This window comes from Streptococcus macacae NCTC 11558, from assembly GCF_000187995.2.
Classification (GTDB): domain Bacteria; phylum Bacillota; class Bacilli; order Lactobacillales; family Streptococcaceae; genus Streptococcus; species Streptococcus macacae.
Genome location: NZ_AEUW02000001.1, coordinates 374867 through 396360, shown reverse-complemented (window position 1 = coordinate 396360; position 21494 = coordinate 374867). Strand labels below are relative to the sequence as shown.

23 protein-coding genes and 1 other annotated feature are annotated in these 21494 nt (G+C 37.7%); of the genes, 3 read left to right on the top strand and 20 right to left on the bottom strand.

Annotation, left to right across the window (positions count from 1 at the left end):
* Window positions 1-534 precede the first annotated feature (534 nt).
* The 7 genes from STRMA_RS02035 to STRMA_RS02005 form a co-directional block, all read right to left on the bottom strand.
* Entirely contained in the window at window positions 535-876 is a 342-nt protein-coding gene (locus STRMA_RS02035) for a YlbF/YmcA family competence regulator (protein ID WP_003080506.1), read from the bottom strand.
* Window positions 877-940: 64 nt separating this feature from the next.
* Window positions 941-2047, bottom strand: a complete 1107-nt coding sequence (locus STRMA_RS02030) for a prephenate dehydrogenase (protein WP_003079662.1) — start codon at window positions 2045-2047, stop codon at window positions 941-943.
* A gap of 68 nt (window positions 2048-2115) precedes the next feature.
* The gene (aroC, locus tag STRMA_RS02025; protein ID WP_003081845.1) at window positions 2116-3282 is read right to left on the bottom strand and encodes a chorismate synthase; all 1167 of its coding nucleotides are present in this window, start codon (window positions 3280-3282) and stop codon (window positions 2116-2118) included.
* Window position 3283: 1 nt separating this feature from the next.
* Entirely contained in the window at window positions 3284-4351 is a 1068-nt protein-coding gene (gene aroB, locus STRMA_RS02020; RefSeq protein WP_003079043.1) for a 3-dehydroquinate synthase, read from the bottom strand.
* 14 nt (window positions 4352-4365) lie between these two features.
* On the bottom strand, window positions 4366-5235 hold the full coding sequence (locus tag STRMA_RS02015) for a shikimate dehydrogenase (protein WP_003081463.1): 870 nt from the start codon (window positions 5233-5235) through the stop codon (window positions 4366-4368).
* Window positions 5225-5902: a type I 3-dehydroquinate dehydratase gene (aroD, locus tag STRMA_RS02010; protein WP_003078615.1), complete on the bottom strand. Its 678-nt coding sequence runs from the start codon at window positions 5900-5902 to the stop codon at window positions 5225-5227. The genes STRMA_RS02015 and aroD overlap by 11 nt, the downstream gene beginning before the upstream one ends.
* Before the next feature lie 6 nt (window positions 5903-5908).
* Entirely contained in the window at window positions 5909-7066 is a 1158-nt protein-coding gene (locus STRMA_RS02005; RefSeq protein WP_003081134.1) for a class I SAM-dependent rRNA methyltransferase, read from the bottom strand.
* A gap of 130 nt (window positions 7067-7196) precedes the next feature.
* Here STRMA_RS02005 and STRMA_RS02000 point away from each other — a divergent pair, with 130 nt between their 5' ends.
* On the top strand, window positions 7197-9359 hold the full coding sequence (locus STRMA_RS02000; RefSeq protein WP_003080900.1) for an LTA synthase family protein: 2163 nt from the start codon (window positions 7197-7199) through the stop codon (window positions 9357-9359).
* Window positions 9360-9481: 122 nt separating this feature from the next.
* Here STRMA_RS02000 and rplT read toward each other — a convergent pair whose 3' ends face one another.
* From rplT to STRMA_RS01975, 5 genes are all read right to left on the bottom strand, one after another.
* Window positions 9482-9841 carry a 50S ribosomal protein L20 gene (rplT, locus tag STRMA_RS01995; RefSeq protein ID WP_003079101.1) on the bottom strand — a complete coding sequence of 120 codons (360 nt, stop codon included), beginning with the start codon at window positions 9839-9841 and terminating at the stop codon, window positions 9482-9484.
* 44 nt (window positions 9842-9885) lie between these two features.
* Window positions 9886-10086, bottom strand: coding sequence for a 50S ribosomal protein L35 (gene rpmI / locus STRMA_RS01990; protein ID WP_003080688.1), 201 nt, complete (start codon window positions 10084-10086; stop codon window positions 9886-9888).
* Window positions 10087-10117: 31 nt separating this feature from the next.
* A complete protein-coding gene (gene infC / locus STRMA_RS01985) occupies window positions 10118-10648 on the bottom strand; it encodes a translation initiation factor IF-3 (RefSeq protein ID WP_003079425.1) in 531 nt (176 codons plus the stop codon).
* 15 nt (window positions 10649-10663) lie between these two features.
* Window positions 10664-10792: a sequence feature (ribosomal protein L20 leader region), on the bottom strand.
* 23 nt (window positions 10793-10815) lie between these two features.
* A complete protein-coding gene (gene cmk, locus STRMA_RS01980; protein ID WP_003082262.1) occupies window positions 10816-11496 on the bottom strand; it encodes a (d)CMP kinase in 681 nt (226 codons plus the stop codon).
* Window positions 11497-11506: 10 nt separating this feature from the next.
* Window positions 11507-12019 carry an SAG1386/EF1546 family surface-associated protein gene (locus STRMA_RS01975; protein WP_003078634.1) on the bottom strand — a complete coding sequence of 171 codons (513 nt, stop codon included), beginning with the start codon at window positions 12017-12019 and terminating at the stop codon, window positions 11507-11509.
* Window positions 12020-12066: 47 nt separating this feature from the next.
* Here STRMA_RS01975 and STRMA_RS01970 point away from each other — a divergent pair, with 47 nt between their 5' ends.
* Window positions 12067-12264, top strand: a complete 198-nt coding sequence (locus STRMA_RS01970) for a ferredoxin (protein ID WP_003081548.1) — start codon at window positions 12067-12069, stop codon at window positions 12262-12264.
* Here the strand turns inward: STRMA_RS01970 and STRMA_RS01965 are convergent.
* From STRMA_RS01965 to STRMA_RS01940, 6 genes are all read right to left on the bottom strand, one after another.
* Window positions 12248-12742 (bottom strand): EbsA family protein, encoded by a 495-nt coding sequence (locus STRMA_RS01965; RefSeq protein ID WP_003079011.1) that lies wholly within the window; start codon window positions 12740-12742, stop codon window positions 12248-12250. The genes STRMA_RS01970 and STRMA_RS01965 overlap by 17 nt on opposite strands.
* 203 nt (window positions 12743-12945) lie before the next feature.
* A complete protein-coding gene (locus STRMA_RS09740) occupies window positions 12946-13542 on the bottom strand; it encodes a DUF6287 domain-containing protein (protein WP_003081771.1) in 597 nt (198 codons plus the stop codon).
* A 20-nt stretch (window positions 13543-13562) separates the two neighbouring features.
* Window positions 13563-16526, bottom strand: coding sequence for a GBS Bsp-like repeat-containing protein (locus STRMA_RS01955; protein WP_003079779.1), 2964 nt, complete (start codon window positions 16524-16526; stop codon window positions 13563-13565).
* Between the two features lie 174 nt (window positions 16527-16700).
* A complete protein-coding gene (gene eno, locus STRMA_RS01950) occupies window positions 16701-17999 on the bottom strand; it encodes a surface-displayed alpha-enolase (protein ID WP_003078838.1) in 1299 nt (432 codons plus the stop codon).
* Between the two features lie 116 nt (window positions 18000-18115).
* The gene (locus STRMA_RS09830) at window positions 18116-18763 is read right to left on the bottom strand and encodes a DUF4352 domain-containing protein (RefSeq protein ID WP_003082039.1); all 648 of its coding nucleotides are present in this window, start codon (window positions 18761-18763) and stop codon (window positions 18116-18118) included.
* A gap of 22 nt (window positions 18764-18785) precedes the next feature.
* Window positions 18786-19163, bottom strand: coding sequence for a hypothetical protein (locus STRMA_RS01940; protein ID WP_003079135.1), 378 nt, complete (start codon window positions 19161-19163; stop codon window positions 18786-18788).
* Between the two features lie 158 nt (window positions 19164-19321).
* Here STRMA_RS01940 and STRMA_RS01935 point away from each other — a divergent pair, with 158 nt between their 5' ends.
* Window positions 19322-19780 carry a YueI family protein gene (locus STRMA_RS01935; RefSeq protein ID WP_003082017.1) on the top strand — a complete coding sequence of 153 codons (459 nt, stop codon included), beginning with the start codon at window positions 19322-19324 and terminating at the stop codon, window positions 19778-19780.
* Between the two features lie 112 nt (window positions 19781-19892).
* Here STRMA_RS01935 and STRMA_RS01930 read toward each other — a convergent pair whose 3' ends face one another.
* Window positions 19893-21005: a glycerate kinase gene (locus STRMA_RS01930; RefSeq protein WP_003079732.1), complete on the bottom strand. Its 1113-nt coding sequence runs from the start codon at window positions 21003-21005 to the stop codon at window positions 19893-19895.
* Between the two features lie 10 nt (window positions 21006-21015).
* Window positions 21016-21441 (bottom strand): GNAT family N-acetyltransferase, encoded by a 426-nt coding sequence (locus tag STRMA_RS01925; RefSeq protein WP_003082461.1) that lies wholly within the window; start codon window positions 21439-21441, stop codon window positions 21016-21018.
* Window positions 21442-21494: the final 53 nt, after the last annotated feature.

Genomic DNA, 21494 nt, shown 5'->3' with positions numbered 1-21494 from the left:
TTCTATTGTATCATAAATGAGGCAGTATTTTCATAAAAATACAATCTCCATTCTCATTTCATGCTCAATAAAAAGCAAACTAGAAAGCTAACCGCAGGCAGTGCTAAGGTAGAGCAAGCTTGATGCTGGCCTAGTTTGAAGAGATTTTCGCAGAGTATTAAAAAATAAAAGCCAGCAACGGACTCATCAAGAACATCAAACATCAACCTTTAGACTTAATTTAAAAACGAAAATTCTTATTGCTTTTAGTATCAAAAAGGAGAGAATCAGCTTGATTCTCTCCAGATATTAAACTAAGCTGCCCATACAGTGGATATTAAGCTATAGATTAGGGCTAAAACTGACTTACCCCTTAGGCCAGTTTTTTCTGTCTTGTCTCTTAATTAATGATGAAGTATTGAGCACTATTAACTGCTGCTGATTGGACTTCATATCAATCTTTTAAGTTTAAAAAAGAGGAAGAGGCAAAGAGAGATAACTATCTAAGCTTCACCCTAGACAGTAGAAAAAGCAGCAAAATTCTGCTTTTTTTAACTATTTATTTAAATCTTGTAAAGGTGAAAAAACAATACGTTCAATATCATTGATATAAACTCCAAAAGCTTGTTGAGCTTCAGCATACTGCTTCAAAACAGGATTGGCTTCAATTTTCTGACCGTAATCCTGCATCTCCTGCTGAATTTCAGGTGTGGGCATTTGGCCTGTTTGCATCATTGTCTGAATTTTTTCCTGAAATGTCATAAATTCATCCCATAATTTTTTAGCTTCTTCATCAGCTTCAATTTTTTCTTTAGCTTCCTTAACGGTCTGATATTCAGGAAGAGCACGGATACCGCGTTCTAATTCATTGGCTAAATCATAAATATTTTCTGACATATTAAACTCCTTTTATCTATTGAATTGGTGAGTATAGTATTGGTATTTTTCATAACAGATCAAACTAGTTTATAAAGACCTGATAATCTGTATAGCTTTCAATCATCTGTTTGGCATGTGCCAGATCTTTAGCAGTTTTAAAAGAAATCTGCAAAATGCCGTGGATATCTTCGCGATTTTCTTCATTAATATGGACATTAACCAGCGATGTTCCTCGCAAAAGTTCCAAAATTTCTAAAATGACATCTTCTTCATCAGGAACATCAACATAAATATCATAGAAGCTATCAACACCTGCTCGCTTATGAATTTCCATGTTTTTGCGAATTTGCCGGCCTCTATTAAAAAATTCCCAAATAGTCTTTTCATCTTTAGCTTTAATCCAATCAGAAATATCATCTAAGCGCTGCTTAAAATTTTCAATACGATCTAAAATTGCCTCCTGATTGGTCAGCAGAATGCTCGTCCACATACCTGGTTCACTTTCAGCAATTCGTGTCATATCACGAAAACCGCCAGCAGCAAAATGCTTGATCATTTCATGGCTTTCTGAAAAATCACCTGCCTGCTCCATCAGGCTAGAAGCCATAATATGCGGGAAATGGCTGATTTGACTCGTAACACAATCATGCTCTGCTGCATCAATTTCAACATATCTAGCATGCAGACCTGATAAAAGATCCTGCAGTTCAGAAATGGTATTGGCTTTAGTCAAACATGAAGGTGAAAAGATATAATAAGCATTTTCAAAAAGATTGACGTCTGCTGCAATTGCCCCTGACTTATGGCTGCCAGCCATAGGATGGCTCCCTACAAACTGGACAGCTTTATCTTTCAGGTAATGTTCTGCAGCTCTAACAATTTCATATTTAGTAGAGCCAGCATCAGTGATAATAACATTTTCTTTTAACTCTAATTCTGCTAAAATTTTGATAAATTCAATTGTCTTTTTAATAGGAACTGCCAAAATAATAACATCTGCCAAAGGAGCAAATTCTCTAAAATCAGCTGTTGCTTCATCTACAATTTGGCGTTCAAGAGCAATAGCACGTGACTGATCAGAACGATTGTAGCCCATAATTTTATAATGAGGATGATCGCGTTTTATTCCTAAGGCAAGAGAGCCTCCGATTAGTCCCAGCCCTGCAATATAAATTGTTTTTTTTGTCATATTTTCTCCACCATAGCTGATATTTAAGAGACTTTTTTTGATTACATATAAATGAAACACTTAAGCTTTTAAAATGCGTTCACAAATTTTTGATGGCTTTTCACAGCCTCTTTTAGTTCTTCCATATTATCAGAAGAGAATTTAGCCAGAACTTCTGTTGCTAAAACTGTTGCCACGACATTTTCCATAACTACTGCAGCTGCAGGAACTGCCGTTGGATCAGAACGTTCAACACTGGCCTTATAAGGTTCATGTGTTTCAATATCAACACTCATCAAGGGCTTATAAAGTGTCGGAATTGGCTTCATAACGCCACGGACAATAATCGGCTGTCCATTCGTCATACCGCCTTCAAAACCGCCAAGATTGTTTGACTGACGCTTATAACCATCTTCTTTAGACCAGATAATTTCATCCATGACATCACTCCCTTTAAGATAGCCATCCTTAAAGCCCAAACCGAATTCAACACCCTTGAAAGCATTAATAGAAACAACACCTTGAGCAATTTTAGCATCTAATTTGCGATCCCATTGAACATAAGAACCTAGACCAACTGGAACACCGCCAACAACAGTTTCAATCACACCGCCAATAGTATTGCCTTCTTTTTTTATCTGGTCAATATAATCCTTAATTTCTTGTTCATATTCTTGATTAACAATGGAAACTTCTGATTGGCCGGCCCGTTCTTTAATCTCAGCAACTGTCAGCTCTTTGGGAATAGCCACTTCAATGCCGCCAAAAACAACAACATGACTAGCAATAGCTATTTCCACTTCTTCTAAAATACGTTTTGCCACAGCTCCCACTGCCACGCGCATAGTTGTCTCACGCGCACTAGAGCGCTCCAAACTGTTACGCAAATCAGAAAAACGATATTTCATCCCACCAACTAAATCAGCGTGACCTGGACGAGGTTTGGTTAACTTTCGAATAGATTTTTTCTTTTCTTCAATATCAGCCGCACTCATAATTTCAGTCCAGTTTTTAAAATCCCGATTGGTAACATTGAGCGTAATAGGACTTCCTATGGTAACACCATGACGAACGCCTGAAGTGATTTCAACCTGATCTGATTCAATCTTCATACGCCCACCGCGGCCATAGCCGCCTTGGCGGCGTTTTAGTTCAGTATTAATATAGTCAGCTGTTAAGGGCAGCCCTGCTGGTACTCCTTCAATAATAGCTGTCAGGCGAGGTCCGTGCGACTCACCAGCTGTAAAATATCTCATTTCACTTCTCCAAGTATTCTTTCATTTCTTCTAGAGGAATTTGATTGATGGCAGCCTTGCCGATTTCAGGAACAATGACTGTCTTAATGCTGTTTCCGCGTGCTTTTTTATCGTGACTTAAAACAGCATACAGTTTATTGATATCCCATGGTTCATAATCTATAGGCAGACCAAATTTAGAGCACATGGCTTTTATTTTTTCTGTTATCCCTTGAGGCATCAGCCCTTTAGCTTGAGCAACACGAGAAAGCTGTATCATTCCAATAGCAACGGCTTCACCATGCATGACTTTGCCATAGCCAGCTGTCGCTTCAATCGCATGGCCAATGGTATGACCAAAATTGAGATAAAGGCGAACGCCGTTATCCAGCTCATCTTCAACGACAATCTGACGTTTCACATTGCAGGAATGATAAATAATCATTTCAGCATTTTCTAAAATAGATTCTATGGAACCATCTAAACCTTCCAAATTTTCCCACAGCTCACTATCAGCAATTAAACCATATTTAATCACTTCTCCCATACCTTCAATCAGCTCCCGCTGCCCGAGTGTATTGAGAGTATCTGGATCAATCAGAACACCATCTGGCTGCGCAAAAGTACCGACCATATTTTTAGCCAAAGGTGTATTAACACCTGTTTTCCCGCCAATGGATGAGTCGACCTGAGCGGTCAGGCTAGTTGGAATTTGCAGAAAATGGATACCACGCATATAAGTTGAAGCCACAAATCCAGCCAAATCTCCAACCACACCACCGCCAAGGGCAATAATACCATCACTTCTTGTCATACCCTGCTTTAGCAAAAATTCATAAGCTTTATTGACAGTCGTTAGATTTTTACTGGCTTCACCCTCCAAAAAGTCAAAAACAGCAACATTAAAACCTGCATCTTCAAGACTGAGCTTTACTTTTTCAGCGTAAAGACTGCCTACACGGTTATCGGTGATAAGGGTAATTTTTTGAGGTTTCCAAAGTTCCTTGACCCACTGGCCAACCTTTGATAAACTGCCTTTTTCAATGATAATATCATAAGGATTTTGCGGAAGATTCACAGCTAATTTCATTCAATCACCTATTCTTATTTAGTCTTATATTTTTCAGCTAATGCCTGCCAAATATCTTGACTGGGCATTTCTATACCCGTCCAAAGCTCAAAAGCTGCTGCCGCTTGAAATAAAAGCATTCCCAAACCATTGACAGCCTTTAAACCGCGGCTGCGCACTAGCTTTAAAAATGGCGTTTCAAAAGGCTGATAAATGACATCTGCAACCATCAGCTGCTCTGGAAATGTGAACTTATCATTAATAATCATAGATTGCCCGTCCATACCGACACTTGTTGCATTAACTAGCAGATCCGACTGTAAAACCTTCTCTTGGATCAACTTTAAATCTTCAACAGGAAAGACCTCTAAATGAACCCCGGTTTTTAGAGATAGCTGTAAGGCCTTTGCCTTTGTCTCTTCAAGAAAGTCTGCTTGATTAAAAATATGAATATGTTTAGCGCCATTGATAGCTGCTTGAGCAATAATAGCAGTTGCTGCACCGCCGCCGCCAAGAATAGTCATCGTTTTATCTTTAACCTCAAAATCTGCAAAAGCTGACAGGCTCTTAAAAAAGCCCAAGCCATCCGTATTATAGCCTACAAGTTTTCCTGATTGATTGACAATTGTATTGACCGCTCCGATTAAATCTGCTGCTTCAGTCACTTCATCAAGATAAGGGATAACAGCTTGCTTATAAGGCATCGAAATGTTAAGTCCAAACATATCATAGCGTTTAACATTTTCCAAAGTCACAGCCAAATCCGATTCCGGAATTTCCCAAGCAATATAAACACCATTAACACCCGTCTTATTGAAGGCATAGTTATGAATAAAAGGCGAGATGGAGTGTTTTATGGGCTTAGCAACAACTGCTGCCAAACGTGTATAGCCATCAATTTGCATCAAGAACCTCCTTAATTTTACGCATATCTTGAAGCGATATTTGCCCAGGAGCACTCGCTTGTTCCAGACTGGCAAATGTCCAGGAACTGCCTATTAAATCACCGGCTAGACGCGAAACTCTTCCTATTTTAGACATAGACATGGTAACGTATTCCTGTTCAGGATTGAGTGCTTTAAATCCTCTCGTATAATTCATTAAATCAAGCACATCCTGTTCATTCTGAGGCATAACAGAAACTTTAACAACGCGCGGCGCCAAAGCTGTTAGCTCCGAGAAGACTTCCATTAAATTTTCAGGAGTCTCTTCAAAGTTATGATAAGAAAGCACTAGGTTGGGAAATTCGTACATTTCATCAAATATTTCTTTATAAGAGAAGTATTCAAAGTCAATATAGTCAGGCTGATATAAAGCCGCAATATCACGGATAATAGCGAGATAATCTTCATTAGAAAGCGAAATATAGCCGCCTTCTTTTTCAGTTCGCAATGTAAAAATCACTTCATGACCAGCAAATTTTTCAAAAATAGCTGGTGCTATCCTTAATATATCATCTTTGGGTAAATAATCTGCCCGCCATTCAATAATATCTGCATTAGCCAATTTTGATAAATCAAGCTGATTAACTTCTTCAATATTCTGTGGCATTACGGGAACTACAATTTTCATAAATTATTAAACCTTTATTGTAAATACTTTTAAGTAATTACTACTTTCATCTTTTTCATTAACTGCAAAATCATTTGGCAACTGCTGCAGGTCTATATAAGTATGCTTATGGCTGCCAAAACCTTTTTCTAGCTCTTTTTTAAATTGAGAAACAGGCATATTAGAGGTATTAGCTGAAGCAATAATCATACCATCTGGGGATAAAATATCAAGTACTTGATGGATTAATCTATGGTAATCTTTAAGTACTGAAAATGTTTGTTTTTTATTTCTGGCAAAACTTGGAGGATCTATCACAACAATTTCATAAGATAAATCGTGCCGCTTAGCATATTTCAAATAATCAAAAACATCCATAACGACTAATTGGTGAGAGGACATATCTAGCTGATTAGCCTGAAAATGCCTATAAGAAAGCTCTTTGGAACGTCTTGCTAAATCTACAGAAGTTGTTGAGACAGCTCCACCCATTGCTGCAGCTACTGAAAAAGCTGCCGTATAGGAAAAAAGATTGAGCAATCTTTTGCCCAAAGCCAAGCCATTCACTAAACGATCCCGAACATAGCGCTGATCTAAAAAGATTCCTGTCATCAAGCCATCATTTAAAAAGACACTGTAAGATACACCATTTTCAAGCACATCAAAATACGCTGGTGCTTCTTTTCCATATAAATGAGCAGACTGATGGCCCGCTTGAGGAAAACGGACTTTTTCATAAGCACCCACAAATTCTGGATAGATCTGCTGAAAAGCTTCTATTATAATCTCTTTAATGCTGTAAACAAAAGTATTATACCAAGTGAAAAGTGCAAAATCTCCATAGCGATCAATGCTTAAACCGCCAAAACTGTCCCCCTCCTGATTAAAAAGGCGATAGGCAGTTGTTGTATCAGATTTCGCTAAATTTTTGCGTTTTCCTTTAGAACGCTGAAAAAGAGTCTCAAAAAAATCCCTATCCAGCTTAATTTCCTGGTCTGCAATTAGCCAACCGATTCCCTTGTTTTGCTTTGATAGATAAGCTGTCCCTAAGAAGGTATTTGATCTTGAATATAAATAAACAAGCTGATTATCCTTATTTAAATCTGGATAATCCTTACTTCCCAGCAGCCGCACTCCTTCTTTTATCTTTTTCTCTGCTGAAGAACCTACTGTAAGTTTATTCATAGCAATTATTATAACAAAAAAATGAGAAAATTTCTCCTTTAAAATACATTTCTATCATTTGCCAATATTAAAATTATGATATAATCATACTAAGATTTTATTTTTAAAATTAAATAAGGAAAACACTAAAATGAAAAAAGTAGGAAAATTTCTCCTAAATGCTATTAATACACGCCTAGGATTCATTTTAACGCTCGTTTTAATTTACTGGCTTAAAACCGTTTGGGCTTACAATGTTGACTTTAAGCTTGATTTAGATACTTCGTATCAATATATTCTAATGCTTATCAACCCTATTCCGCTGAGTTTACTGTTGATGGGGCTGGCTTTATATATTAAAAATACAAAAGTTTTCTATATTACGACAGCTATTGTCTATACTCTATTAAATATACTTTTATTTACAAATTCTATTTATTTTAGAGAGTTTTCAGATTTCATTACAGTTAATGCAGCTCTTGCAAGCAGTAAAACATCAGCTGGTCTTGGAGCTTCAGCTCTTAATTTGCTAAGACCTTGGGATATTCTGTATATTGCTGATTATTTAATTTTTATAGCTGCATTTTCATTTAAAAAGTTGAGCTTTGATCAAAGACCATTCAATAAAAGAGCTGGTTTTGCTATCACAGCTCTGTCAGGATTGCTCTTTTCTATCAATCTTTTTATGGCTGAAGTTGATCGTCCTGAGCTTTTATCACGCGGGTTTTCAAATGTTTATATTGTTCGTGCATTAGGGCTTCCAGCCTTTACAGCTTACAGTGCCAACCAAACCTACCAGACTAATAAAATACGCTCAGAAGCAACATCAGGTGAACTTAAAGCCGTTAAAAAGTATGTTCAAAAACACTATGCAAAACCGAATCCCAAATACTACGGAATTGCCAAGGGCAAAAATGTTATCGTTTTACACTTGGAAAGTTTCCAGCAGTTTTTAATTGATTATAAGCTCAATGTTGACAATAAAGAATATGAGGTCACACCTTTTCTTAACTCCTTATATCATTCCAAAGAAACCTTCTCGTTTTCCAACTTTTTCCATCAGGTTAAAGCAGGGAAAACTTCAGATGCTGAAACCCTCATGGAGACTTCACTGTTTGGGCTGAACCAAGGTTCTTTCTTTGTTCAATACGGAGGTGATAATACTCAGCAGGCAGCCCCTCATATTTTAAACAAAACGCAAGGTTACAGCAGTGCTGTCTTTCATGGTAACATCGGAACTTTCTGGAATCGCAATAATGCTTATAAACAGCTAGGCTATCAAAATTTCTTTGACCAATCGTTTATGTCTAAAATGACTAAGGACAATTCTTTCCAATACGGTCTCAATGATAAAGTAATGTTTGCGGATTCTATTAAGTACCTTGAACACATGCAGCAGCCTTTTTATACTAAATTTATTACGGTTTCCAACCATTACCCTTATCAAAGTTTGTCTGGCGATGACAAGGGCTTTCCTCTAGCAAAAACAGAGGATAAGACAATAAACGGTTACTTTGCAACAGCTAATTATTTAGATTCTGCTATCAAAAACTTTTTCGACTATCTCAAAGCTTCTGGTTTGTATAATAACTCTGTAATCGTTATGTATGGTGACCATTATGGTATTGCGGATTCAAGAAACACAGACCTTGCTCCGCTTCTTGGCAAAGATTCACAAACTTGGACCGAATATAACAACGCCATGTTACAGCGTGTGCCTTATATGATTCATATTCCAGGTATGAACAAAGGATTTATCAACAATACTTTTGGAGGAGAAGTTGATGCTCTGCCAACTCTCTTGCATTTACTAGGCGTTGATACAAAGAAATACGTAGAACTAGGGCAAGACCTGCTTTCTCCTGATAACAAACAAATAGTTGCCTTCCGTCATTCTCAAGGTGATTACTTCAGTCCTGATTATACAAGCTTCAGCGGCCGTGTTTACAATACAAAAACAGGAGTTGAAATTACAAATCCTGACGAAGCAACATCTGCTAAGCTCAAGGAATTGCGTGATGCTGTAGATGAACAATTGAAGATCAGTGATAAGATCCAAACGGGAGATCTACTGCGCTTTGATAAAGACAGCGGCTTAAGCTCTACCGATCTCAAATCCATTACCTACAAAAAAGATGCACTGGATAAGTTAAAGGAAACAGAAGAGAAACTCGGTAAAAAATCAACAAGTCTCTATACGAAACACGGGGATAGATCAACACAGGATTTATACAAAGCTCCAAGCTATAAAGAATTGCATCCGGAAGCAGACAATGAGCAATCAACAAAATCAACATCTAATAAAAAGAAATAAAGAAGGTTATTTGACATCGTTCTCTTATCTCAACTTTTGTCAAATCCTTTAATATGACGGTTTCTTTAGCCACAGCCTTAATAAAAAATAAGCTGGAAAATTAATTCCAGCTTATTTTTTTGTTATTTGCTAAGCTTTGCTTTAGCTTCTTCTGCAAGAGCTGTAAAAGCAGCTGCATCATTAACTGCTAAATCCGCAAGCATCTTACGATTTACTTCAATTTCAGCCAATTTTAAGCCATGCATCAATTGTGAGTATGAAAGTCCATTCATACGCGCTGCAGCATTAATACGAGTAATCCAAAGTTTACGAAAATCACGTTTCTTTTGACGACGGTCACGGTAAGCATAGTAATATGAATTTAGTACTTGCTCTTTAGCAGTACGAAATAGGATATGCTTTGAACCATAATAACCTTTAGCTAATTTTAAAACACGTTTACGACGTTTGCGTGAAACAACGCCACCTTTAACACGAGCCATTTATAGATCCTCCAATAATTCTTTTATTTTTAATATTGTTATGCTTATTTCAAGCCAGTAAGCATTGATTTAATACGTTTGAAATCTCCTGAGTGCACCATGGCTGCTTTACGAAGATGACGACGTTGCTTTTTAGTTTTACCGTGAAAACGGTGCGAAGTATAGGCCCGGAAACGTTTTAAACCACCTGAACCTGTGCGTTTAAAACGTTTTGCTGAAGCGCGGTGTGTTTTTTGTTTTGGCATTTTTATTCTCCTCATTATTTATTGTATGACTTTATTTTTTGTCTGGAATTGGTGCAAGCTGCATAAACATTTGACGTCCATCCATTTTAGCTCTTTGCTCAATGATAGCAATATCTTGTGTTGCTTCAGCAAAGTCTGCTAATACCTTTGCTCCAATTTCCTTATGAGTAATCATTCGGCCCTTAAACCGAATAGAAACCTTAACCTTATTTCCCTTTTGGAGAAATTTCCGGCCATTACGAAGCTTTGTCTCAAAATCTCCCTTATCAATAACAGGACTGAGGCGCACTTCTTTTACGGTAACAACACTTTGTTTTTTGCGTTGTTCCTTTTGTTTCTTTTGATACTCAAATTTGAACTTTCCATAGTCCATAATCTTTGCAACAGGCGGTGTCGCTTGCGGCTGGATCAAAACCAAATCAACATTAGCATCATCAGCAACAGCCTGAGCTTCTGAGAGCGGCTTGATTCCTAACTGTTCACCATCAAGACCAACAAGACGAACTTCGCGGACACGAATTTCATCATTTATGAATAAATCTTTTTTAGCGATATTCTTCACCCCTTTTTTATTTTTTGAGAAAAACGAAAGCGGATTTGACCAATCAAATCCGCACTACAATTATCTTTCATTTACTGAAACTTGATATGTAGAGCCAGACAACGTTAGTCGCAAGGCGAGAAGCTCTCACTTCTGCTTTTCTCACTCTAAACATCATATCAAAGTTTCTACAGACTGTCAATAATTTTTTGCGCTCTTTCTTCAATAAAAGTCACGACACCTGCGATATCTACATCTGTAGTGTCAAAAGTTATAGCATCTTCAGCCGGTTTTAAAGGAGATGTTTTTCGATGGCTGTCCTTGTAATCACGGGCGGCAATTTCTTCTTTTAAGGTGTCAAAATCTGTTTCAATACCCTTTTGCAAATTTTCTTTATAACGGCGTCTAGCTCTTTCTTCAACTGAAGCTAGCATAAAAATTTTTAGGTCTGCATCAGGTAAAACTACCGTCCCAATATCTCGGCCATCCATGACAATACCGCCTTGATTAGCGATTTGCTGCTGCAATTCAACTAAGGCCTGCCGAACCAACGGCAAGGCTGCTACTGTTGATACATTATTGGTCACTTCATTTCCACGAATAGGATCAGTAATATCAACGTCACCTACAAAAACCATTTGCTGACTGTCCTTACGGCGGCCAAAACTGATAGGATATTCTCTTAGCAGTTTAATAATAGCTTTTTCATCTGTCAGCGAAACACCATTTTTAAGCGCTAAGTAGGTTGCTGAGCGATACATAGCACCTGTATCTAGATAAATATAATCGAGATCTCTAGCAACAATTTTTGCTACAGTACTTTTTCCACTGGAAGCAGGACCGTCAATTGCAATTTTAATACCTGTCATTTTTGCCTCTTTATTTTATCTTTATTTTATCACCAGGATTGGCATACCAATAACCTTGTGTCATATGATCAGGATTAAGTTCATAGAGCTTATCAACTGAAATGCCTGCTCTTGCAGCGATACCAGCTGCTCCTTCTCCTCCTTCAACGGTTATGGTATTTTTGCCATCTTCGTCTGAAGAGCTGGTAGTCGTTTCTGAGGTCGTTGCTTCAGTAGATTCTGAAACCGTTGTTTCTTGATTTTCCTGACTGCTTTGTGCACTCGTTTTATTGTTATTATTATTGTTTTTTTTCGTCGTTTTAGAACTGCCATAAAAACCTGAGGTCGCTTTCTGTTCATTGCTCCCGCCGTTTGAAGTATAAAAAACAAAGAATAAAACACCAATAATAATAAGAACAAAAAGGCTCAATAAAATCGTTAAAATAGGAGTACTGATAATAGTATTTTCCTTTGATGTCCTTGTCATTTCATCTTGATTATCTTCAGTATCAGCTACTTTTTCTTCCCATGGTTTTTTTGACATGATTCCCTCCCCTTGTTTAATACCAACTATTGTAATACAATACTACTATGAAAATAGAAATTATTCCAGAAAAATGTATCGCCTGCGGTCTTTGCCAAACTTATTCAAACGTTTTTGACTATAATGATGATGGCATCGTCCGCTTTGCAGATTCAGATGAGAAAGTTCAAATCTTTTCTGAAGATGATGACATTCTCACTGCTGTCAAATTTTGTCCTACAAAAGCTCTTAGATCTTCTTTGTAAGAGCTTTTTTATCATTCTTATAAGTTTCAAAATAGTCCAGATTAATAAAATTATCTAGCAATTCTACCTCACCTTTAAAATCAGGATGAAGCGCCAAAGCATCTAAAAAATACTTTTTGGGCCATTTACGCATATAAAAGATACGGTTGGGTTGATTCTTGACAATCAGAGTTATACTTGACTTAGTCACTTCTACTTTTTCGATTTGTGCAATAGCTATGCGTGATTTTCTAAAAAAATTCAGTGAGACAATCCGCAGCTTTCCATTTTCCTCAATGACAAAATAGCGATGAAAGCCTGCCCCTACTAAAACAATGAATAAAATGGCCAATATAAAAAACTGACTAGGAATCTGCGTATGCTCACGTAAGAGCGACAAACCAATAAATATTGGAGTAATGGCAATTGACCAATATATAATCAATATGGATAATTCTGGCTGCCAATGATATCGCATTTTCCCAAATATTTTAATCAAGTTGTTTCCTCCATATGTGAGTTTATTTTATCACAGTTCATTCTATTTTCCAAACTCTGCTACTTAAATGAGCTGACATCGTCATCTCATTAGCAGTATTTTTTCACTTAGTTGTTAGCAGCTAAGTTTTTTTATTATTCCTTTTAATTATATCAGAAAAAACCACAAACACGTGTGGTTTTTTCTAAATTTTATGAAGAATTTTAATGATTTGAGTGACGATAATAAACAGCACTAGCCATATTGCGAGTTAGATCGGTAGAAGGGATAATACGATCTCTAGATGTATCAGAAGTATCAGACAGACCACTTGGAAAATACTGTTCAGGCAGTGTTTTGTTAGCAGGGACAATATAAAGTATAAGATTGCTTGCTCTTTCAGTATCAACCTTTAGTAGCAATACTCCATTTTGATCAATATCAAGATAAGTTCCAGTCATTCCTTTTGATGACAGTCCTTTTTGATTAAAGGTCAAAGTCTGCCCTTTAGCATTAGTCCAGTTTCCTGACATCGTAGTATAATCCGATTTTAAGATAGCACCTGTATCTATTGAAGCAAATGCTTTTTTTGATTTTGAACTATCTTTTCCATCTGCTGTATTAGGTGCGGAAGCCGCAGAAGTCGTTTGATCAGCTTCTGTTGTCCTTGTCCTGCTGGTATTTTTCTGTTTTGTCTGCTGAGTCGTCCTTTCTGAATGGCTCCTTTGAGCAGCTTTATCTTTCTTATGCGGTGAGCAGCCTGTTAGCAACAGCGCTGTCAAAAAAACTAGAAAAATTGCCTCAAGTTTTCTTTTCATCATAAACTTTCTCCATACTGTTCTTATCTTGTAAAGCGGCCTGTATAATCGATATTTTCATCTAAAGAGCGGCCTAACTTAGGTGAGACACTTGTATATTGCCAAGCCGCTGCATTAGAATACAGCCCGTTGGATTTAGCTTCTGCCTGCGTCATATAGTTATAGCCTTTAGCATAATGGGCAATCCAAAAATTATTGATTCCAAATCTTGAAGTATTGACTTGACCGCCTCTAATATCCAGCCAGCTTGCCATAGTATAATGGACAAGATTTCCATAGCCCAAACGCTTCATTTCATCCTGCCAGGCTTGGACATTATTATTAACATTTGCCAGCATAGAAGACTCTTCCATATCATTAACCATTACTGTTGCTGCACCTAACCCATGAGCCTGAGCTGCATTGGCAAAATAACGAGCTTCTGCCTGAGCTGCTGCGGCTGAAGTATAATGTGAGTAATGATAGGCTGATACCTTGATACCAGCTGCTTTAGCATTAGTAATTTGGGATCTGGCTAAAGGATTGGTATAGGTAGTTCCTTCCGTTAGTTTGACGACAACGCCTTCAATACCAGCCTGTTTTAATCGCCTAAATTCATCAACAGAAATAGAGCCGTTATGGCTGCTGATATCAATAAAATAGGACGGCAGCTGAACAGCAGGTCTGTCTGCTTCTAAACGATAGCTTCCTTTATTAAAGCCTTTTTCCTGTCCATCTTGGTAGGTGACATAAACATGAACATTATAATTTCCTTTAATATACTGATGGTTGCTTTCATTAACGGCAATGTTTATACGATCATTTTTGACATCACTGCTTGTATACCAGTAAAGATTACTTTGATTAGCTGTGGACCAGACAGCTACACGGACAGTTTTCAACTTCTTAGAATGATTCGTTTCTGAAACAACAACATCTAAACTTCCATTTTTAGCATTGTGGTTAGTCACTGAAACTTGGGCATCTTCTATTTTTACAGAAGAAACATCAAAACCAGAAGTTCCTAGTCCTATCTGATTATTGCTTTCTAACTGACTGTGACCATATACATGAACATTATAATGGCCTTTTTCAAAAGAATGATTTTTAAGTAAAATCTTAGCCTCATAAGTTTTATCAGCAGTTTTTTGTGCCTGATACCATTTGATATCATCCTGTCCTTTTTGCTCTGTCCAAACAGGAACCTGAACAGACGATATATAATCAGGGACATTTTTTAAGGTAACCGTATATTGATTATCTCCGGCCTTGGTGATGTGTGTGGAGATATTTGGCGGGTTAATCATCAAAGTTTTAGCATCCAGGCCAATCATTTTACCATTTTGATTAACATAAGTATGAATGTTGTAATTACCATACCCTTTATGATTCGTAAAAGCAGCAAGAGCTTCACCTTTATCATTGGCACTATACCATCTTAAGTCATCTTGTCCTTTCACATCAGACCAAACGGCAAAAGAAACTTTGGATTTATCTTTTATAGTGTTTGCCTCAAATTTCAAGGCAATACCATTTGATGTTAACTTAGCTGAAACAGGGGATTTTATGATTTTATAAGTTCCAAGAACAGTGCCTGAAGTTGTCCCGTCAGTATAATCTGTATAAACATGAACATTATAATCACCCGAAACATTAGCATGATTGGCAATATCCACTTTAGCAGTCGCCTGATTATTTTTAACTTGCGGCGTATACCATTTCAAATCGTCCTGACCATTTTCCTGAGACCAGACAGCTACACGAACAGCTTTTAGGGTCTTAGTATTTTCACTTCCTTTAACATTAACATCAAAGGTCGTTTTGTTTTGGTCATAATTTGCGATGGAGACAGAAGCATTTGTAAGCTTAACATTATTATTATTATCAAAACCTGAAGTAGCAGCTAAGCCAATCTGGGAATCTGTCACCGTACTATAACCGTAAACATGAGCCTGATAATGACCTAAATCATTTCCATGATCCTTGGTATTAACAGTCACCTTATACGTACCAGGAGCTGTCTTGGAAGCTTGATACCATTTAAGGTCATCCTGTCCTTTAATAGCTGACCAGACAGGGACACTGACCTTTGTAATGGTATTAGGAACATTAGAGACAACAATATCAAAATTCCTAGCTGATGTTTTTGTTATACTTGTTTTAACCTGAGGCAGAGGAATCGTTATTTTGGCAGCATTCAGTCCAATCATTTTACCGTTTTTGTTGGCATAAGTATGGATATTATAACTGCCGTAACTTCGGTGATTTTTAAACTCAACATAGGCAGCACCCATATTATTGGCCGTATACCACCTAAGATCATCTTGCCCATTACTATCTGACCAAACAGCAAACTGAATTTTAGTATTTGGAGCAATGCTGTCATTATACTGCAGCTTGATGCCCTTCTCTTCAACAATTGCCTTTGTCACCTCTTTAGCTCTATCTTCTTTTTTGGAAGACTGCTGTATTTTTGAAGCAGGCTGATTTACCTGACTCACTGCTGTCAAGCTTGAGCGTTTTAATCTCTCTGGTTTTGCCTGTGAAGACTGTGTCTTTGGCTGACTGGCCTTTTCATCAGATATTTTTTCATCTGCTGAACGGCTTGTCGTATTTGCTGTATTTGTTAGTGTTTGGGAATCAGTACTGCTGCTTGCCTTTGAAACTTCTTGAGAGCTAGGTTCAGTCGTTTCCTCCCTGACACTTGTATCTCCCTGCTGCCTAGGATTTTCAGTGCTAGCCTCTGTAGTAGTATTCTCAGACTTTTCTGCATTTGCTTCTTGTCCAGTATTTCCAGTATTAGAAGCTGAATTCATCTGATCAGATGATGTCTCAGCTGCAGCAGTCTGTCTGCTAACTGAACTTTGTGAACTAGTTGATACCACCGTTTTTGCAGCTGAGGTTTGATTGTCCGCTGCTTGGCTTTCATCTGCTGAGACTTTTGCAGCAGCAAACATTGTTAGTGCCAAAGGTACAACGAGGTAAGTTTTAATGAATCTTTTTTCCATCCTAAATTCCTTTAATATAATAATGCATTTTATTATAGCATGTTTAAAATGGGGCTTCAAGAAAGACACTTTGTTAATTTAGAGACAAGTCCAAGACAATGATTTCTTTATTTGTAATATAAAAAAGAAGCTAGAATCTTTGTTCTAACTTCTTTTCATATCAGCATGAACAGCTTATTTTTTCAAGTTGTAGAATGATTTCAAACCACGGTATTCAGCTACATCACCTAATTGATCTTCAATGCGAAGCAATTGGTTATATTTAGCAATACGGTCTGTACGTGAAAGAGAACCAGTCTTAATTTGTCCAGCGTTTGTTGCTACTGAGATATCAGCGATTGTTGAATCTTCAGTTTCACCTGAACGGTGTGATACAACTGCAGTATAGCCAGCTTCTTTAGCCATTTCAATAGCATCAAATGTTTCAGTAAGTGTACCGATTTGGTTAACTTTGATAAGAATTGAGTTTGCACAGCCTTCATTGATACCTCTTTCAAGGTAAGAAGTGTTCGTTACGAAGAAGTCGTCACCAACCAATTGAACGCGTTTGCCAAGACGTTCTGTAAGAGCTCTCCAGCCTTCCCAGTCATTTTCATCCATACCGTCTTCAATAGTGATGATTGGGTATTTGTTAACCAATTCTTCAAGGTAGTCAATTTGTTCAGCAGCTGAACGTTTTGCTCCAGTTTCACCTTCGAATTTAGTGTAGTCATAGACACCGTCTTCATAGAATTCTGATGAAGCACAGTCAAATCCAAGGAAGACTTCTTCACCTGGTTTGTAGCCAGCTGTTTCGATAGCTTTGATGATCGTTTCTACAGCATCTTCTGTTCCATCAAACTTAGGAGCAAATCCTCCTTCGTCACCAACAGCTGTTTCAAGACCGCGTTCTTTAAGAATTTTCTTAAGCGCATGGAAGATTTCAGCACCCCAGCGAAGAGCTTCTTTAAATGTAGGTGCACCAGCAGGTACAATCATGAATTCTTGGAAAGCAATTGGAGCATCTGAGTGAGAACCGCCATTGATAATGTTCATCATTGGAGTTGGAAGAACTTTAGTGTTAAATCCGCCAAGATAGCTGTAAAGCGGAATTTCAAGGAAATCAGCAGCAGCACGAGCCGCAGCAATAGAAACACCAAGAATAGCATTAGCACCAAGTTTACCTTTGTTTGGAGTACCATCAAGTGCGATCATGGCTTTATCGATTGCTTGTTGATCACGAACATCGTATCCGATAAGTGCTTCAGCAATAATATTATTTACGTTATCAACAGCCTTTTGAGTACCAAGACCACCATAGCGTGATTTGTCTCCGTCGCGAAGTTCAACTGCTTCGTGTTCACCAGTAGAAGCTCCTGAAGGAACCATACCACGTCCGAAAGCACCTGATTCAGTGTAAACTTCTACTTCAAGTGTTGGGTTACCGCGTGAGTCAAGGACTTCGCGAGCGTAAACATCAGTAATAATTGACATTGTGTTACTCTCCTTATGAGTTTTAATTTTTACATGTTAATCATACCACAAAGTTTAACCTAAGGCAAACAAAAATGAGAACAATTTACTTGTTCTCACGGTATTAAGCAGCTGTATTACAGCGAATTTGATGAGGATCCTTGCCTTTCATCACTATTTGGCATCCAGTAATCCTTGCCGTAAATGACTAAATAAGGTCCTTCTTTAGGAATGGTAAAATAGACCTTTGTTTTAATGGTCTGACCAGGCTGAATAACACTGGTTCCTTTTTTATTTCTGGAATCACTGCTTAATTTAGCAAGATCATAAATATTGTCTAAAACATAGAAATCTTTGATATTAAACTGGATAGGTCTGCTTTTGGTATTTTTAATATTAACGCTTAAAACTGCTGTTTTATCATTGTCAGAAGCATCTTTAAGCTTAATATCTGCATCATATTTTAAACTGGTGACAGTCATTTGCTCACCAGTGCCTAGTGTCACTGACTCACCTATATAATGCCGTTTCACTCTTGCATAATTTCTAGTGGCTGAATAATAGTCTTCACTGAAAGGTTTGTTCAAAACTCCTAAACTCTTTAACCATTGTCTTTTGCTTGAAAGAGTGTCTTTTTGCATCGCATTGGTTTCTTTCCAATTAGAAGCATCTTGTCTGGAGACTGCATAAAAAGCAGATAGAGCGATCGTTGCAATAAAAAAGAAAGCTGTTATAGATATAAAAATGATCCCTATAACTTTCCACACATTTGTCTTTTTTTCCATTTTTCCTCAATCTCTTTCTTTTTTAATAAGCCGGGCCATTCACCTTGACGGAAATGCTCTTTGAACGTGATTTAGAATCAGAATCCCGACTATTGCCACCATAACTTTTATCAGATCCAGAGCTGCTGTCGGAATCAGAATTATAATTGCCATAATAACGGCTGCGCGATTTGTAATACGAATTAAGCTTCTTGGTATAGTCTTCCCAGAATTTCTTTTCTTTTTTTCTGTAGTTCGACAAATCTTTGCTGTTTTTATCAGCATTTTCAGCCAAACGGTGAACTTCTTGATTGGATAAGACCAAAAGAGTCGTCATTGTCGCTGTTGCAATGATAAAAACACTAGCCAAAACAATAAAGACAATTCCTAGAACTTTCCAAACATTTGCTTTTTTTTCCATCGTCTTCCCTCACTTTTAGTTTGATTTATTATAACATTATTTTAGTTTGATTTATTATAACATTATTTAAGATATAAAATCAATAACATTCTAGTTTTCAGAATACTTTTTGATTAAAATAGTGTATAATTTTCTTATCAATTTTTGTGAGGAAAACCATGGTTGATTTAAATCAAAAAATTTTAGAAAGCGCTTGCGGCGAACACCAATTAAATCCTGATGAGCAAAGAAAATACTTCGGTACCTTTAAAGAAAGAGTCCTTTTGACCATTTTGCTCAAAGATGCTGAGAACTCACTGATTTTAAATCATTTTAGTGATATTTTAGCTTCCATACAAGCCAACTATCCCCAAGAAAAGGTAACTGTTAAAATTTCAGCCAACTTATCGCTGGCCAAACAGATGGATTATATGAAAAAAGCTCAGCAATCTGGCTTAACAGCAACTATTATCAATGATGATAAAAAGCGTTCACCCTTTGGTATCCTCATTCATACAGATAAAGCTGAAAATCTCAAACATACAGATGTAAGGCTGCTCTATCCCCAGATTTTTGCTGAAAAAACAAAGGAGCCAAAACAGAAGAAATCCTTTTGGCAAAAATGGTTTAACTCCTAAATGAGCTTGGGACAAAATAGTCCCAAGCTCATTTTGTGCAGCAGTCATAGCTCATCAACTGTACAGAGGTGATACAGCCCTTAGCCAGTGAGTGCTTCTTATCAGATCTCTTTTATAGATTTATTTGCAGAAGGCTGCCAATATTAGCAGCAGTCCGCTCCAAATTGTCTGCTGCCCGTGCTAAAGTGTGTTCCAAACTTGCAGCTTCTGAAATAATGGGAAACACTGCCTGGATATTATCAAGAGGAAAGTCCGGCAGATCCTCAGCCAAACTGCCGCAAACAGCAATAACAGGAATGTTAGCGGGTGTCCGTCTAGCCACACCCACAGGGGCTTTACCAGATAAACTCTGCTTATCCATACGCCCTTCGCCGACAATGACTAAGTCCGCCTTTTGGACATGCCGCTCAAAGTCTAAATTATCTAAAACGGCATCAATACCTGAGACGATTTTGCCAGCTGCAAAGGTGACTAAACCAGCTGCTAAACCGCCACCTGCTCCTGCCCCTTGGAGGTTGAAAATACCTGGATTGACAAGCTTATAAAAGCTTTGCATAGCCTTATCAGCTGCTTCAAACGCTGACTTTGCCAGCCCCTTTTGGCCTGCAAAAGTATAGGCTGCTCCCTGTGGACCGCAGAGATAATGGGTTACATCTGTAATAATGGTTACTTCCAAATTTTTAAGACAGGAAGGCACTGCCTGATCTGACAGGCCAACAATTTTACCCAAGTTATCTCCAACTGCTTCAACTTTATTTCCACTGGCATCAAAAAAGGCATATCCTAGTCCTTCTGCCATACCGATTCCGCCATCATTGGTCGAGCTGCCGCCAACACCAATCATAAGGCGCTTCATCCCTTTTTGAGCGAGAAAAACGATCAGTTCTCCAATACCGCGATTGCTAATGGTCAAAGGATTTCTCTTATCTTTGGGAATCTGTTCTAAGCCTGTAATGGCAGCTATTTCAAAAACAGCCAAGTCATCTTTGAAAGCATATTCTGCCTCAACAAGATCTCCAAAAGGACCTGAAACTTTCACAGCTGCTTTTTTTAAGTGTAAACCCTGAGCCAGAGCTTCTAGGGTTCCTTCGCCGCCATCGCCAAGAGGCAAGAGATCAAAAGTTGCTTGAGGCAAGGACTTAGAAAATCCCTTTTGAAGGCTTTGTGCCACTTTGGGAGCTGATAAAGATTCCTTGAAAGAATCCGGTGCAATAAGAATATGCATAGGCACCTCCTTATACTTTATAGACGAAATAGTAAGTCGTCACACCTTCAAACGGCACATCCGCCAATTGGCCATAAATGCTAAACCCCTGTTTAAGGTAAAAATCTTTAGCTTGATAGGAACGTGTAGTTAATATTAGCGTCAAAAGATTGTGAGAGCTGGCATAGTCTTTGATATAATCTAATAACTGACTGCCTAATTTTTGGTGCTGAAGCGCAGGATCAACTGCTAAGTCCTCAATCTTCAGCATTTGGTAAAGCTGCTGGCAAGAAGCTGCTGCTAAAATTTGATCAGCATCATCTTTCATTACAAACTGCAGCTGTTTTTTCTGCTTTTTGGGTTTATCTGCCTGAAAATGCTGAACATACTGCGCTTCAAAGATAGGATCAAAGAAAGGACTTAAATCCTCATTTGTTTCTGAAAAATGAACGGTCATCTTATTACTCCTTTTTCTTTTATTATACAATAAAAGAAGGCATTGTTAACAAT

What these genes read in the sequence shown, in the direction of transcription:
- STRMA_RS02035 (WP_003080506.1), bottom strand. Translation starts at nt 876, where the DNA reads ATGTCAGAAAATATTTATGATTTAGCCAATGAATTAGAACGCGGTATC.
- STRMA_RS02030 (WP_003079662.1), bottom strand. Translation starts at nt 2,047, where the DNA reads ATGACAAAAAAAACAATTTATATTGCAGGGCTGGGACTAATCGGAGGC.
- aroC (WP_003081845.1), bottom strand. Translation starts at nt 3,282, where the DNA reads ATGAGATATTTTACAGCTGGTGAGTCGCACGGACCTCGCCTGACAGCT.
- aroB (WP_003079043.1), bottom strand. Translation starts at nt 4,351, where the DNA reads ATGAAATTAGCTGTGAATCTTCCGCAAAATCCTTATGATATTATCATT.
- STRMA_RS02015 (WP_003081463.1), bottom strand. Translation starts at nt 5,235, where the DNA reads ATGCAAATTGATGGCTATACACGTTTGGCAGCAGTTGTTGCTAAGCCC.
- aroD (WP_003078615.1), bottom strand. Translation starts at nt 5,902, where the DNA reads ATGAAAATTGTAGTTCCCGTAATGCCACAGAATATTGAAGAAGTTAAT.
- STRMA_RS02005 (WP_003081134.1), bottom strand. Translation starts at nt 7,066, where the DNA reads ATGAATAAACTTACAGTAGGTTCTTCAGCAGAGAAAAAGATAAAAGAA.
- STRMA_RS02000 (WP_003080900.1), top strand. Translation starts at nt 7,197, where the DNA reads ATGAAAAAAGTAGGAAAATTTCTCCTAAATGCTATTAATACACGCCTA.
- rplT (WP_003079101.1), bottom strand. Translation starts at nt 9,841, where the DNA reads ATGGCTCGTGTTAAAGGTGGCGTTGTTTCACGCAAACGTCGTAAACGT.
- rpmI (WP_003080688.1), bottom strand. Translation starts at nt 10,086, where the DNA reads ATGCCAAAACAAAAAACACACCGCGCTTCAGCAAAACGTTTTAAACGC.
- cmk (WP_003082262.1), bottom strand. Translation starts at nt 11,496, where the DNA reads ATGACAGGTATTAAAATTGCAATTGACGGTCCTGCTTCCAGTGGAAAA.
- STRMA_RS01975 (WP_003078634.1), bottom strand. Translation starts at nt 12,019, where the DNA reads ATGTCAAAAAAACCATGGGAAGAAAAAGTAGCTGATACTGAAGATAAT.
- STRMA_RS01970 (WP_003081548.1), top strand. Translation starts at nt 12,067, where the DNA reads ATGAAAATAGAAATTATTCCAGAAAAATGTATCGCCTGCGGTCTTTGC.
- STRMA_RS09740 (WP_003081771.1), bottom strand. Translation starts at nt 13,542, where the DNA reads ATGATGAAAAGAAAACTTGAGGCAATTTTTCTAGTTTTTTTGACAGCG.
- STRMA_RS01955 (WP_003079779.1), bottom strand. Translation starts at nt 16,526, where the DNA reads ATGGAAAAAAGATTCATTAAAACTTACCTCGTTGTACCTTTGGCACTA.
- eno (WP_003078838.1), bottom strand. Translation starts at nt 17,999, where the DNA reads ATGTCAATTATTACTGATGTTTACGCTCGCGAAGTCCTTGACTCACGC.
- STRMA_RS09830 (WP_003082039.1), bottom strand. Translation starts at nt 18,763, where the DNA reads ATGGAAAAAAAGACAAATGTGTGGAAAGTTATAGGGATCATTTTTATA.
- STRMA_RS01940 (WP_003079135.1), bottom strand. Translation starts at nt 19,163, where the DNA reads ATGGAAAAAAAAGCAAATGTTTGGAAAGTTCTAGGAATTGTCTTTATT.
- STRMA_RS01935 (WP_003082017.1), top strand. Translation starts at nt 19,322, where the DNA reads ATGGTTGATTTAAATCAAAAAATTTTAGAAAGCGCTTGCGGCGAACAC.
- STRMA_RS01930 (WP_003079732.1), bottom strand. Translation starts at nt 21,005, where the DNA reads ATGCATATTCTTATTGCACCGGATTCTTTCAAGGAATCTTTATCAGCT.
- STRMA_RS01925 (WP_003082461.1), bottom strand. Translation starts at nt 21,441, where the DNA reads ATGACCGTTCATTTTTCAGAAACAAATGAGGATTTAAGTCCTTTCTTT.